12 protein-coding genes are annotated in these 13,293 nt (G+C 63.3%); 5 read left to right on the top strand and 7 right to left on the bottom strand.

The genetic code is table 11. The annotated features are described in order from the left end of the window. Positions 1-13: 13 nt before the first annotated feature. Together JHD59_RS00060 and JHD59_RS00055 are read right to left on the bottom strand one after the other, a co-directional pair. Positions 14-559 carry a GNAT family N-acetyltransferase gene (locus JHD59_RS00060; protein WP_199152672.1) on the bottom strand — a complete coding sequence of 182 codons (546 nt, stop codon included), beginning with the start codon at positions 557-559 and terminating at the stop codon, positions 14-16. 86 nt (positions 560-645) lie between these two features. Further along, entirely contained in the window at positions 646-4,662 is a 4,017-nt protein-coding gene (locus tag JHD59_RS00055) for a PAS domain S-box protein (protein WP_199152671.1), read from the bottom strand. A gap of 379 nt (positions 4,663-5,041) precedes the next feature. Between JHD59_RS00055 and JHD59_RS00050 the strand changes: the two genes are divergently transcribed. Beyond that, positions 5,042-5,866 carry a hypothetical protein gene (locus JHD59_RS00050; protein WP_199152670.1) on the top strand — a complete coding sequence of 275 codons (825 nt, stop codon included), beginning with the start codon at positions 5,042-5,044 and terminating at the stop codon, positions 5,864-5,866. On the opposite strand, the gene JHD59_RS00045 is transcribed toward JHD59_RS00050, so the two are convergent. After that, positions 5,863-6,483: an FMN-binding negative transcriptional regulator gene (locus JHD59_RS00045; protein ID WP_199152669.1), complete on the bottom strand. Its 621-nt coding sequence runs from the start codon at positions 6,481-6,483 to the stop codon at positions 5,863-5,865. The two genes, JHD59_RS00050 and JHD59_RS00045, sit on opposite strands and share 4 nt — an antisense overlap. Positions 6,484-6,595: 112 nt before the next feature. On the opposite strand from JHD59_RS00045, the gene JHD59_RS00040 reads away from it, so the two are divergent. The 4 genes from JHD59_RS00040 (at position 6,596) to JHD59_RS00025 (ending at position 10,435) form a co-directional block, all read left to right on the top strand. Further along, positions 6,596-7,615 carry a LacI family DNA-binding transcriptional regulator gene (locus JHD59_RS00040; RefSeq protein WP_199152668.1) on the top strand — a complete coding sequence of 340 codons (1,020 nt, stop codon included), beginning with the start codon at positions 6,596-6,598 and terminating at the stop codon, positions 7,613-7,615. A gap of 185 nt (positions 7,616-7,800) precedes the next feature. Beyond that, positions 7,801-8,301 carry a gluconokinase gene (locus tag JHD59_RS00035; RefSeq protein WP_199152667.1) on the top strand — a complete coding sequence of 167 codons (501 nt, stop codon included), beginning with the start codon at positions 7,801-7,803 and terminating at the stop codon, positions 8,299-8,301. Positions 8,302-8,327: 26 nt separating this feature from the next. Next, entirely contained in the window at positions 8,328-9,635 is a 1,308-nt protein-coding gene (locus tag JHD59_RS00030) for an MFS transporter (protein ID WP_199152666.1), read from the top strand. A gap of 182 nt (positions 9,636-9,817) precedes the next feature. Beyond that, positions 9,818-10,435, top strand: a complete 618-nt coding sequence (locus JHD59_RS00025) for a beta/gamma crystallin domain-containing protein (protein ID WP_199152665.1) — start codon at positions 9,818-9,820, stop codon at positions 10,433-10,435. Between the two features lie 80 nt (positions 10,436-10,515). Here JHD59_RS00025 and nudB read toward each other — a convergent pair whose 3' ends face one another. The 4 genes from nudB to JHD59_RS00005 form a co-directional block, all read right to left on the bottom strand. Continuing rightward, positions 10,516-10,965, bottom strand: a complete 450-nt coding sequence (gene nudB / locus JHD59_RS00020; protein WP_199152664.1) for a dihydroneopterin triphosphate diphosphatase — start codon at positions 10,963-10,965, stop codon at positions 10,516-10,518. Continuing rightward, on the bottom strand, positions 10,966-11,586 hold the full coding sequence (locus tag JHD59_RS00015) for a response regulator transcription factor (protein ID WP_043626097.1): 621 nt from the start codon (positions 11,584-11,586) through the stop codon (positions 10,966-10,968). Between the two features lie 12 nt (positions 11,587-11,598). Then, positions 11,599-12,888 carry a mechanosensitive ion channel family protein gene (locus JHD59_RS00010; RefSeq protein WP_233163808.1) on the bottom strand — a complete coding sequence of 430 codons (1,290 nt, stop codon included), beginning with the start codon at positions 12,886-12,888 and terminating at the stop codon, positions 11,599-11,601. A gap of 54 nt (positions 12,889-12,942) precedes the next feature. Next, the coding region (locus JHD59_RS00005; protein ID WP_199152663.1) for an ATP-binding cassette domain-containing protein at positions 12,943-13,293 on the bottom strand (351 nt) is incomplete at its 5' end.

Genomic DNA, 13,293 nt, shown 5'->3' with positions numbered 1-13,293 from the left:
AATGCTCGGGCGCTCAGATCGACTGCGCCGCCAGATCGCGCCGGTATTTGACGAAACCGCGCTTGGCGTCGCCGTGAAAGCCCTGCCGCATGAAAAATCGGTGCGCGTCCACACGACTGGCCGAACTGAGCAACATGATCTTGCTGCAATCGCGAGCCATACAACTACGCTCCGCCTCGCGCAGCAGCGCCTCTCCCGCCCCCCGGCCACGCCAACGCGCATCCACTATCAGGTTTTCCAGCACGGCGAAGGGTTGTTCGCCATACATCGCGTCTTCGCAAAATCCGAGCCAAACAGTGGCTATCAGCTCGCCATCGTATTCGCACACCAGGATCTGAGTTCGCAGACCATCGGCCAGCAATGCTAGACGCTCCGGCAATACCCGCACCGCCGGATCGCCAGTCAGCTGGGAATAGAGTGCCGTCAACGCAGCCGCATCGGCTGCAAGAGCCAAACGGATTTTCCACTGGGAACACCTTAACAGCGGCTTATCAACCGCAAACTCTGATCCCGGCACTGCCATCCATTCGCCACCGTCATCTTGGCGAGTCATTTCCATATCGCTTCACTCCGATAAAAACAGGCCCACACCAGCAACAGGTTCGGTGCCGCAGGCCTTGAGCTTAGCGACGAATAATCCCTATGTCATTTCATTTGAATATCCAGCCCCACCGCCCCGGGGTCCAGCTGGCGCCAGACCGCGTCATCGCGCCAATGCCGGCACCAGTCCGGCACGGCGGCGGCCTCCATCGGCCGGGCGATGCCGAAACCCTGGGCATAGCGGCACCCCAGCGCGCGCAGCGCGGCGCCATGCTCCAGCGTTTCCACGCCTTCGGCGATCACCTTGCGATTGAAGATCGCCGCCAGCTGAATCACGCCTTCAACGATGTGGCGATCATCGGCGCTGGTCAGCATGTCGTGTATGAAGCTGTTGTCTATCTTCAGCGTCTCCACCGGCAGGCGGCGCAGATAATTCAGCGAGGCATAACCGGTGCCGAAATCATCCAGGGCGAAATGGACGCCAAGCTGGCGGCAGCGCTGCAGCGTCTCGATGGTTCTCTCCACATCCGCCTCCGCGCTTTCCTGGATTTCCAGTTCCAGGAAGTCCGGCGGCACATTTGGATACAGGGCCAGGCTTTGCGCCAGATGATCGCAAAAATCCGCGCTGAGCAGATAGTGCGCGCTGACATTGGTGCTGATCCGAATGGAGAAGCCGGCATCGGCCCATTGCGACACCTGCTTCAGCGCGGCATCCATCACCCATTGCCCGAATGCGCCTTCCAGTTCGTGGCCGCGCAGATGCGGCAGGAACTCCGCCGGCGCAAGCAGGCCGCGCTTGGGGTGGTGCCAGCGGATCAAGGCTTCCACGCCCATGATCTCGCCATCGAACAAATCGACCTTGGGCTGGTAGAACAAAGCGAACTCGTCGCGGCCCAGCGCCTGGCTCAGCAATTCCAGGAACTGGCGATGCTCCTGCGCCACGCGGTCGCTTTCCGGATCGAACAGCTGATAGCGGTTCTTGCCCGCCTCCTTGGCCACATACATCGCCTGGTCGGCGTGGCGCAGCAGCGTGTCCGGATCGACATTGTCCTGCGGATACAGGCTGACGCCTACGCTGCACGTGACATTGACCGTGATATTGCCCACCAGCACCGGCGCGGCCACCGCCTGCAGTATCCGGTCCAGCACCAGCATGCACTCTTCGGTGGAGCCGACCTCGGACAACAGCACCACAAACTCGTCGCCCCCCAGCCGCGCCAAGGTGTCGTCGCCGCGCAGCACGGATTTCAGATGGCCGCTCACCGCCACCAGCAGTTGGTCGCCCACCTCATGGCCATATTGATCGTTGACCGATTTGAAGCCATCCAGATCGAGGAAGCACACCGCGCAGGACTTGCCGCTGCGCGTGGCGCGCATGATGGCCTGGCGCAGCCGGTCGGATAGCAGCCGGCGGTTCGGCACGCCGGTCAGCGGATCGAAGTGCGCCACCCTATCCAGCTCCGCCTCATGCACCTTCAACTGGGTGATATCGGAGAAAATGCCGATATAGTGCTGCACTTGGCCGTTTTCATCCCGCACCACCGAAATCGACAACAGCTCGGCGTACAGCTCGCCGTTCTTGCGGCGGTTCCACAACTCGCCGCGCCAGAAGTTATGCCCCTTCACCGAGCTCCACAACTCTTCGTAAAAGCTGTTGGACTGCTTGCCGGAGGACAGCATGCTGGGTTTGCGGCCTATCACTTCCTCCGCGCTGTAGCCGGTGATGCGGCTGAAAGCCTGATTGACCTTGGTGATCACCCCATCCGGGCTGACCATCAAGATGCCCTCGTAACTGCTGTCGAACACCGCCGCGGCTTCTTTCTGCGTCTGTTCGAACACTTTGCGTTCGGTGATGTCCGTATGCGTGCCGGACATCATCAGCGGCTGGCCCGCCGCGTCGCGCTCCACCACCCGGCCGCGCGACAGTATCCAGCGCCAGTCTCCGCCGCGGGTGCGGCAGCGAATTTCCACTTCATGACTGGCCGACTCCGCGCGCAGATTGCGTTGAATCGACTCCTTCGCCCGCGCCACATCGTCTGGATGCACATGGTCGTACCAGTTGTCCGCGGTGATGCGCATCTCTCCCGGGCCATAGCCCAACATACTCTCCCAGCGCGGGCTGACCTGAAAACTGCCGGTCTTCAGATTCCAGTCCCAGAAGCCCTGATCCGACCCCTCGATCACCCGCGCCAATTGCTGCTCGCGGCTGCGCAAAGCCTGCTCGGAGCGGCGCTGCTCGGTCAGATCGCGGCCAAACGCCATGTAGCGGCCATCTTTCAGCCGGCCGGTGGCCAGATCGACGCAGATGCTGCCGCCTTTCTTCTGCCGCAGCAGCCACTCCGCTCGCAGAAAGGCGCCGGAAGCGATTTGATCCAGATGCGCCTGCAGCATGGGCAGAGACTCCGGGGCCACCAGATCGCGGATCTGCATGCCTTTCAATTCTTCCAAACTGTGCCCGGTAAGCCGGCAAGCCGCCGGATTGGCGAAGATGTAAAAGCCATCGGGATCGGTCACCCAAATCGCCTCGCCGGCCTCGTTCAATACCAGCCGCAGATCGTCGTCCACCCGCTTGCGTTCGGTGATGTCGGACAGGTTGCCCACCAGCCTCAGCGCCGCGCCGCGCTCGTCCCACTCCACCGCCCGGCCCCGAGTCTGCAGCCAACGCACGCCATGCTCCTGATTGGCCAAACGGAATTCGACCTCGATGCGCGGCGATTTGCCGCGGCGGTGCGCCTCTATCGCCTGCAGCACGAAAGGCAGGTCCGCCGGGTGGATCAATTGCCGGAAAAAACGGAAATCGCCGCTATCATCCTCCGCCCGCGTGCCGGTCACTTCGTAATAGCGAGGCGACCGGTATACCCGGTCGCTGCGCAGATCCCAGTCCCAGAAACCGTCGCTGGTGGCTTCCACCACCAGTTGCAGCCGCGCCTCGCTCGCCTTCACCTGCAAGGCCATGTTCTTGCGAGCCGTGATGTCCTGCATCGTGCCGTACAAGGCCACCACTTTGCCGCCCTCATCCCGCCGGGCCTCGCCGCGCGCGGTCACCCAGCGGGAGGTGCCGTCCGCCCGCAGCACTTCCAGATCGCACTCATAGCCCATTCCGATGAGCCGGCAGCGCTCGGTCGCTTCGGACAGCTGCGCCCAGCTATCCAGCGTGAAGAAGCGCTGCAGCGCCGAATAGTCCAAAGGCGGCCCATTGCCATCCATGCCGAACAGCCGGTAGATCTCCGCCGACCACTGATGGCGGTCGGTGCGCAAATCCCAGCTCCAGCTGCCCAAGCCAGCCAATTGCTGCGCCAGTTGCAGCTCCGCCTCGCTGACGCGCAAGGCCTCCTCGGCGCGCTTCTGATCGGTGATGTCGCGGGAGATGCCGAACAGGCCGATCAAACGGCCGTCAGGCGCATAGACCGGCCCCTTGGTCACCAGGAATACCATGTCGTCGCCGCTTTGCAGCGTCAGAGACTCTTCCTGGGTCAGCACCCTGCCGGACTGCATGATCGCGCGGTCAATCGCCATCAGCTTGCGAGCGGTATCCTCGGCGAACAGCGCATGGTCATCCCGCCCCAGCACCTCGCGCTCATCCTTGCCCACAAAAGCCAGGCCGGCCTGGTTGACCACCAGATAGCATCCATGCACATCCTTGACGAACACGGCATCCGAAGTGCTGGACACCACCGCGCCCAGCAGCCGGCGGTTCAGCTCCACGCGGAAAAGCGTTTGGCGCAATGCGGCGCCCACCCAGCAGGTCGCCATGCCCGTCAAAACGAGGAACGCCAATTGCAGATGCTGCCCCAAGGACGGCGTGGCATGCGCCCCAAAAACGGGCAAGGCATTGGAAGCCAGCGCAGCCAGCGCGGTAGCCAGCAGGCCGGGCCCCAGACCGCCCAAGCTGGCGCACAGCATGATGGGGAGCATGAACAAAATCAGCATGGACTGCTCGCCGTCTACGCCGGACAGCATGGCGCGCAGCGCCATGATGCAAACGGTCAACAAGACGGCAAGCAGATAGGCCAAACGGACGGACCCGCGGCTGGGAAGCAAGTCGGCGGACAAGGCCACATGCCAGGCCGGCAGATCCGTTTGATATCCCTGAGCGATTCGCAGCGCCAATAACAACAGCAACAAGCTTGCCGCGACAAATAGGCCATCTTTGATGGCAAATGCATGCGCACCGCCCATCGCACGCATCCACGCATCGGGCAAAACGAGCCAAACCCAGGCAAACGCGGCATAGGCCACTGTCGCCAGCAAGATGAATCTTGTCCGCGGCTGCACCCGCATCGCCCCCCCCCCTGCCGGCCAAATGGCCCATGGTGTGATCACATCGGGACCGCCCGCCACTGCAAACGCCAAACCGTAGCGAGATACCCTGTCAATGCTTAGAACGCCTCAAATAAAGATATAGCATTGATCGGCCAGACAACGCCCATCTGAACCGACTTTCGTTTGAATTTGAACTATTCTTTAGCGGTAAAACAATATGTTGCTTGAAGGATCGGGGATGGAGTTTCAGTTCGATCTGGATGATCCGCTGCAGTGCCTGGAGCGGATCTATCTGCAGTTGAATCCCATGGTGGTGGCCTTCCGTCCACTGATGAACGGCGGCCTGTTCGGCCCTGTCTTCGGCAGCGGCCTGCTGCTGTCCTATCGCGACGAAACCTTCATCATCACTTCGGAAGCCGTGCTGGCGGAAATTTGCGTCGCCTACAATCAGCAGGCATGGGCCTGCTCGGAGCGTCTGAAGTGGCCGCTGCGAGAACTGTGCTGCGCCTGTTCGCCGCATATGGAAATCGGCGCGATCCACATGCCTATGGAATGGCTGGACAAGCAGCCTCAGCCCTCATGCTTCGAACTGAGCGGCGTCGGCTGGGCGGACCCGATGGCCAGCGCTTTCACCCTGCTGCTGGGCTATCCGGTCCCCAGCCGCTCGCCTTCCTCCGATCCGGATTCGGCCATCGGCATCGTGTCCCGCGCCTACCCCAACGGCAACCGCGACTGCGAGACGCTTCACCCGCTGTTCGTCGAATTCGACAGCCGGGACATCCTGAGCCGGCATCCGCTGGACAAGGCCACCTTGCAGCACCATTATCAGCTTGGCGGCACGCCCGCCATCAGCCTGTACCATTCGTTCCGGGACGACAGCAACCGCCTGACCGCCTACCTGCAAGGCATCGTCACGGAGTGGGACTCGGCCGGCATTGGCGCAGTCACCACCTCCACCATGCTGCTCAACGGCTTTCTCGACAACTACCTGCAGCAGCTGCAGCAAGGCGCCAAGCGGGCCAAGGATAATGTGGCCTCGCTGCTGGCGCGTTTTCGACGCTAAGGCATCGCCGCAGCCACGCCGTCCGCCCGCGGCTCTCCCCGCTCGCGCAAGCCGGCTCGCACGCCATCCCGCGTGTCGTCGCTCTGGTTCTGGCTCAGCTTGAACTTTCCTTGCAGGCTGTCCACCGTCAACTCTATGCCGACGATGGCTGCCATCATCTTGTCGATATAATCGGCCGGCGCGTCATCCATCCGCCAGGGCTGGGCGAAAGCGGCTTCGTGCTCGGTCGTCAGATCGCTTAGCAACTGCCGCAGCCATGCCCTATCGTCCACCGCGCGCAAACGCCCGCGCGCATGCGCCACCATATAGTTCCAGGTCGGCACCACCTTGCCGTGCTCGGCCTTGGCCGGATACCAGCTCGGCGTCACGTAAGCGTCGTCGCCCTGGAAAATGGCCACGGCCTGCGGCTCTCCGCCCAGCTGTTTCCACAAGGGATTGGCACGCGCCACATGGCCGCGCAGAACCAGCGTCTCCTCCCGCCGCACCGCCAGCAAGGGAATATGATTGACCAGCGGACCGTCCTCGCCGTTGATCGCCAGCGCAGCCAATGGACGGGCGCGCATCAAATGGCATAAAGCGTCCGCGTCGCTCGCCTGAAAATGCTTGGGCAGATACATGGGATGATCCTGTCAAATAAGCGCCATTATTCATTTCGTATCATGCCGCGGCAAGCCCGCGCGCTTCACGCTGCGCTACAATAGCGGCGGCCCATCCCCAAACATGAGAAACATGTCGAGAAAACCGCGCGTCCGCTCCGGCAGCGGCGTCACCATGCATGATGTCGCCCGCGCGGCGGGCGTCAGCGCCATTACCGTATCGCGCGCGCTGAACCAGCCGCAGCAGGTTTCGCCGGCCTTGCGCGACAAGGTAATGCAAGCCGTGGACGCGCTGGGTTACGTCCCCAGCCGCTCGGCCAGCACCCTGGCCTCGGCGCGTTCGCGCACGGTGCTGGTGCTGATCCCGTCGCTGGGCAATACGGTGTTTCTGGATACGCTTGCCGGCATCGAAACCGTGTTGGCCGAGGCCGGCTACCAAATGCTGATCGGCAACAGCCATTACGACGCGGAACAAGAGCTGCAACTGCTGCGCGCCTATCTGCAGCACCGGCCGGACGGCGTGCTGCTGACCGGCCTGAGCCACGCCGCGCCGTTCGATGACCTGCTGCGCCGGCATGGGCTGCCGGCGGTATACATGATGGACCTGGCCGACGACGGCCGCTGCTGCGTGGGCTTCTCGCAAGAAGAAGCCGGCGCGGCCATCACCCGCCACCTGCTGGAGCGCGGCAAGCGCCGCATCGGGTTTCTAGGGGCCCAGCTGGATGAGCGGGTGATGAAACGCCTGTCCGGCTATCGCGCCGCCTTGGCCGAGGCCGGTTGCCACGATGCCGGCCTGGAATGGCTGGACCCGGCGCCCTCCAGCATGCAAATGGGCGCTAACATGCTGGACGCTGCCCTGGCGGCGCGGCCGGACTGCGACGCCCTGTTCTGCTGCAACGATGACTTGGCGATTGGCGCGCTGGCGCGCTGCCAACAGCTGGGCATCGCCGTGCCGGCGCGGCTGGCGGTGGCCGGCTTCAACGATCTGCAGCCGGCGGCCTGGTGCACGCCCTCCCTCACCACGGTGGCCACGCCGCGCCGCGAGATCGGCATCCAGGCCGCCCGCGCGCTGCTGGCGATGATAGAAGGCGATGCGCCGCAAGCGCTCCGTCTCGACCTGGGCTTTGCGTTGATGCTGCGCCGCAGCAGCTGAAATCCGCCTCCCGCCGCGGCGCGCCGGATCTGTCGCCGCCTGTTGTGCGCCGACTACATTTCTCCCTATCGCACGTGAAAACTTGATCCAGCTGCTTGTTGCCGCACTTTTGTTAGCGCTAACATCATTGCCATTCGGCCGATCTGGCATCGGCCATTTCTTCACTCTAACTTGTTAGCGCTAACATGAATACCCGCAATATCGTGGTGATGGGCGTGGCCGGCTGCGGCAAGAGCAGCATAGGCAAACTGCTGGCGGAGGCGTTGGGCGCCCGCTTCATCGAGGGCGACAGCTTCCACCCGCCGGAAAACATAGAACGCATGCGCGCCGGCATTCCGCTGGACGATGCCAGCCGCGCCGGCTGGCTGGCCAATCTGGCCGAACAACTGTGCCAGGCGCGCGCAGATGGCCGCGCCATCGTATTGGCCTGCTCCGCCCTGAAGCGGCGCTATCGCGACGTGCTTCGCCAAGGCGACCCGGAACTGCGCTTCGTCCACCTGGGCGGCGAAGCGGAGCTGATCGCCGCGCGCATGCGCGAACGCAGCGGGCATTTCATGCCGGAGAGCCTGCTGACCAGCCAGTTCGCCGATCTGGAAGCGCCCGGCGCGGACGAGCGCGCCATCGCGGTGGACATCGGCGCGCCGCCGGAAGCCCTGCTGCGGCAAATCCTGGCCACGCTGAAATAACACAACGCAGAAATGAGGAGAACAATATGCACGCCCCGTCACGACAGCAACATCAGGTTCCCGCCCGCCGCTGGCGCATAGGCTGGCTGCTGGGCATCGGCATCCTGGTCAATTATTTCGACCGCATCAGCCTGTCGGTGGCCGCGCCGCAGCTGCAGCAGGAATTCGGCCTGAGCAACGGCGAACTGGGCTTGTTGTTCAGCGCCTTCTTCTGGAGCTACGCGCTGCTGCAAATTCCCACCGGCGTGATCCTGGACCGCTTCGGCACCACCCGTATCGGCCGCCTGGGCGCGCTGCTGTGGGGCGTGGCCGCCACGCTGACCGCCTGCGCCGGCGGCTTTGCCGGCATCTTCGCCGCCCGCGTGCTGCTGGGCGTCGCCGAAGCGCCGGGTTTTCCGGTCAGCTCCAAGGCCACCGGCTACTGGTTCCCGCGCCGCGAACGGGCCATGGCTACCGCCATCTTCGACGCCGCGGCCAAGTTCTCCAACGTGATAGGCGTGCCGCTGGTGGCGCTAGCCGTGGTGCATCTGGGCTGGCGCTGGGGCTTCGGTGTGTCGGCCATCCTCAGCGTGCTGTACTTCATTGCTTTTTATCTGATCTACCGCGACCCCAGCGCCGACAAGAAACTCAGCGCGGCAGAGCACCAGTACATCATCCAGGGCGGCGCCGCCGAAGAAGGCGTCAGCCAGCAAGGATCGCTGGCGATGCTGGGTTACCTGCTGCGCCAGCGCAAGGTGTGGGGGCTGTCCATCGGCTTTGCCGCCTACGGCTATGTGTTCTACCTGTTCCTGACCTGGCTGCCCGGCTATCTGGTGCAGGCCATGCACATGGATATCCTGAAGTCGGCCTGGTTCTCCGCCATTCCCTGGATGTTCGCCACCTTGTCCGACCTGTTCGTCGGCGGCTGGCTGATAGACAAGCTGATTGCCCGCGGCCACGATGAAACCCGCGTGCGCAAGGCGGTGCTGCTGTGCGGCATGACCATGGGCATGGCGGTGTTCGGCGCCACGACCACCACCGACCCATACATCGCCATCATCTGGATCACCATCGCGCTGAGCGGCCTGGCCGCCGCTGCGCCGGTGGGTTGGTCGCTGCCATCGCTGATCGCGCCGCGCGGCGGCACCGGCACCGTCGGCGGCATCATGAATTTCGCCAACAATATGATGGGCGCCATCGCGCCCATCGTCACCGGCTTCATCGTCGGCGCCACCCACTCGTTCACCAATGCTTTCCTGGTGGCCGGCTGCATGCTGGTGATCGGCATCCTGGCCTTTGTGTTCCTGCTCGGCCCGATCGAGCAACTACCCGAGCCCGGCGTCTCCCCGGACTAAGGCAGCCCCTCGGCCCCGGCGCAAGCCGAGGCTTTTTTGCGACCCAAGACCATGCACAAAGTATGGGATTTTCAAGCCTCCCAGCGCTGACCAATCGGCCTGTTGCCGTTCTTATGGCCTGGCGGCAAGCTGCGCCCTGCAGTCGACACCCTATACCCGTACTCATCGACAAGGAGCATGGCATGGCACTGTTACCGGATCAGATCGCCTTCTTCCGCACCAAGGACCTGCAAGGAGAGCCCGATTTTTACAAGGTGGGAGACGATATCACCTTCCAATTCGGCGACAACTTCAACGACAAGTACAAGTCGGTGGAAGTCGGCGAAACCGCCAAAGTGCGCTGCTATCAGCACACCAACGCCAGCGGGTTAACGCATGAATATCTGCCGGGCCGGCATCAGAACATCGACGCGCAAATCAGCGGCCTATCCAAATTCCAGGTGCTGGCGCTAGACACCGCCTTCGCGGTAGGCCTGCGGCTGCACGACAAGACCGGCGGAGCGCCGGGCGAGTACACCATGGTCTTCGAGGCTGCAGAAATCGGCCGAGTGGAAGTGCCATCCGGCCTGGGCAACTACGTATTTCTTCCCGCCTCCTCCAGCAGCAACGAAACGACCTGCGCCATCTTTGTCTTTAATCGCGACGGCATATCCGTGGCCAGCGGCGCAGTCTATTTCCGCTGGGACCCGCACACGCTGGAGATACACATCACAGAATACGAGGAAACCTTCCCGGCCAATATGTCCTACCACAAGGACGACCAGACGCGGATCACCTTCTATCTGGACGCCGTCAAATAAGCGTTGACGCTGAACGCGGACACACGCAAACGCGACAAAGCCCGCCAAAGCGGGCTTTGTTAGCCGAGCATCGTGCGCGTTCAGGCCGTCAGACCAAGCCTCTGCGGCAGCATGCGCAAGGCTTCGGCATTCGATGGGGAGAACACCCGCTCTGCAGCCTGGTTCCACGGCATCCAGCGATAGCCCAGATGCTCGCGCGGGGCCAGCGTCACCTGGCAAGGCTCGTCCAACATCAGGCCAAACACGTGCTCGTCGTTATGGGTGACGCCTTCCTGATAGCGGTGCCGCCAATGGGCATAGATTTCATAACGATTGACGATCTGCCAATCGCTGAGTTCGAAGCGCGAGGCGTCTAGCCCGGTCTCCTCCGCCACCTCGCGGCGAGCGGTGTCGATCAGATCCTCGTCGCCCTCGCGGCTGCCGGTGACCGATTGCCAGTAGCCGGGCTTGTCCGCCCGCTCCAGCAACAAGACCTGGCCATTGCGGCTATGAATCACCACCAGCACCGAAACCGGCTGCTTGCTGCCCATCTAGATCTTGCCTCCTTGCGCGCCGGGCGCCGCCAGCATGCCGGCCAGCTCCACTGCGGATTTGACGCCCATTTTTTCGAATACCCGCGAGCGATGGACCTCCACCGTCTTCATGCTGATGCACAGCTCCTCGGCGATCTGCTTGTTCAGTTTGCCGGCCAGGATCAGCTGCATCACTTCGCGCTCGCGTTCGGTCAGCAGCGCCAGCGCCGCGGCCACCTTCAATTGGTAGCCGTGCAGCTGGCGGTTCTGCTCGTCCAGCGCCACCGCCGCCGCCGCGCGTTCTAGTAAATGCACGTCGTCGAAAGGTTTCTCGATGAAGTCGAGCGCGCCCAGCTTCAAGGCCGCCACGGCATGCGGCACGTCGCCGTGGGCCGTCAGCATGATCACCGGCGGACAGTAGGGCCAGGCGGCCAGCTTTTCCAGCACCACAATGCCGCTGATGCCGGACAAGCGCAGGTCCAGGACAATGCCATTGTACTCGAAGCCGTTTTCCGCCGCCAGAAAGGCTTCGCCGCTGTCGAAGCCATCCACCTGGTAGCCCTGCCCGTCCAGCAGCCACAGCAAGGATTGCCGCACCGCTTCGTCATCATCGATGATAGCCAGACGCTTTGCGCTCATGATGTCTCCGTGTCAGCCCTGCGCCGGCTTGTCGCCGACGATGCGCACTTCCCGCTGCGGGAAGGGGATTTCGATGTTGTGCTGCTTGAACAGGCGCCAAATGGCGAGATTGATGTCCGACTTCAGGCCCATGAAGCCGTTTTCCGGATCCAGCACCCAGAAGCCCAGCTCCATATTGATGCCGCTATCGGCGAACAAGGTCACAAAGGCGTTCGGCCCCGGCTGCGTCTGCACGCGCGGGTGCACCGCCGCCTGCTTGAGCAGGGACATGGCCAGATCCAGATCGGTGCCGTAGGCCACCTGCACCGGCACGCTGGTCCACAAGCTCTTTTCCGAGTACGACTGATTGACCACCGTATTGGACACCAGCAGGTCGTTCGGAATCAGCGCCTCGCTGCCATCGCCGCCGCGCAGTACCACGTAGCGCGAAGTCATGCGGGTGACGTTGCCCACCCGGTCGCCAACCATCAGGCGGTCGCCGATGCGGATGGAGCGGTCCAGCAGAATGACGAAGCCGGACAGGAAATTCCGGGCGATGTTCTGCAGGCTAAGACCCAGACCGATGGTGAAACCGCCGCCCAGCGCAGCCAGCACGGTCAGATCGATGCCCACTACCGGCAGGGCGACCATCACCGCGATCACCACCAGGATGATGCGCGTCAGCTTGGCGAACACGATGCGCAGATTGGAATCGAGGTGCTTGAGCTTCATGATGCGCGCCTCGATCAGGCGGCTGGCCCACAGCGCCGCCACCACGATCACCGTCACCCACAGCAGGCCGTTCATGATGGTCAGCATGTCCAGCTTGGTCTTGCCGATGCTGAAGGTCATCGACTCCAGCCAATCCGTCACCGCCACGTCGAAGCCTATGGTCCAGCTGACGAAGCCCAGCCACAGCACGGTGGCCAGCACGTGCTCGGAATGCCGCTCGAAGCGGCCGGACGGAAATGCCTGCCGCACCACGGCCGTGCACAGCCGGATCACCGCCAGCCAGAACAGCATGGCGCTGAAAATATGCAGCACCAGCATGGGCGCGTGCTCCAGCCGGCTCCAGGCCAGGCTGGCGGCGATCACCAGCAGCTGCGCGGACACAGGCAGCACCAGCCGGAAGCCCAGATACGGCAGGAACTGCTCGTAGCGCTCGGGCGTGTGCGTGAACCAGCGGCGGTATAGATGGCGGGCGATGAAGACAGCCAGCAAGACGCAGATCGCGCCTATGCCCAGCTCGATCAAGCCATTGGGGGTTTGCAGCGCGTCAAGCAGCGCGAAAAAATCCATTTCCTTGCGGATGAACAACAGCAAAGTCCGACTCCTTGTCAAAACGGCGAACGGGCCGATCGCTCGGCCCGTTCTCGATCAGGCGGAAACCGAATCAGACCGCGCCAGGCGGCCTTCGTTCAATCGCAGCACCCGCTGGGTGCGTCCGGCCAGGTCCAGATCATGGGTGACGATGATCAGGCTGGTGCCCAGCGTGCGGTTCAGCTCCAGCATCAACTCGAACACCTGGCGCGCCGTATTGGCGTCCAGATTGCCGGTCGGCTCGTCGGCCAGCAGGCAGGCCGGTTGCGTGACCAGCGCGCGGGCGATGGCGGCCCGCTGCCGCTCGCCGCCCGACAGCTCGCCCGGCTTGTGCTCCAGCCGCTTGCCCAGCCCCACCCGCTCCAGCATCTGGGCGGCGCGGCGCGCAGCTTCCGTCTTGTGCATACG

It is taken from the genome of Chromobacterium sp. ASV23 (genome assembly GCF_016428945.1).
GTDB classification, from domain to species: domain Bacteria; phylum Pseudomonadota; class Gammaproteobacteria; order Burkholderiales; family Chromobacteriaceae; genus Chromobacterium; species Chromobacterium sinusclupearum.
This window is presented reverse-complemented; position numbering and strand designations above follow the sequence as displayed.

What these genes read in the sequence shown, in the direction of transcription:
- JHD59_RS00060 (WP_199152672.1), bottom strand. Translation starts at nt 559, where the DNA reads ATGGAAATGACTCGCCAAGATGACGGTGGCGAATGGATGGCAGTGCCG.
- JHD59_RS00050 (WP_199152670.1), top strand. Translation starts at nt 5,042, where the DNA reads ATGGAGTTTCAGTTCGATCTGGATGATCCGCTGCAGTGCCTGGAGCGG.
- JHD59_RS00045 (WP_199152669.1), bottom strand. Translation starts at nt 6,483, where the DNA reads ATGTATCTGCCCAAGCATTTTCAGGCGAGCGACGCGGACGCTTTATGC.
- JHD59_RS00040 (WP_199152668.1), top strand. Translation starts at nt 6,596, where the DNA reads ATGTCGAGAAAACCGCGCGTCCGCTCCGGCAGCGGCGTCACCATGCAT.
- JHD59_RS00035 (WP_199152667.1), top strand. Translation starts at nt 7,801, where the DNA reads ATGAATACCCGCAATATCGTGGTGATGGGCGTGGCCGGCTGCGGCAAG.
- JHD59_RS00030 (WP_199152666.1), top strand. Translation starts at nt 8,328, where the DNA reads ATGCACGCCCCGTCACGACAGCAACATCAGGTTCCCGCCCGCCGCTGG.
- JHD59_RS00025 (WP_199152665.1), top strand. Translation starts at nt 9,818, where the DNA reads ATGGCACTGTTACCGGATCAGATCGCCTTCTTCCGCACCAAGGACCTG.
- nudB (WP_199152664.1), bottom strand. Translation starts at nt 10,965, where the DNA reads ATGGGCAGCAAGCAGCCGGTTTCGGTGCTGGTGGTGATTCATAGCCGC.
- JHD59_RS00015 (WP_043626097.1), bottom strand. Translation starts at nt 11,586, where the DNA reads ATGAGCGCAAAGCGTCTGGCTATCATCGATGATGACGAAGCGGTGCGG.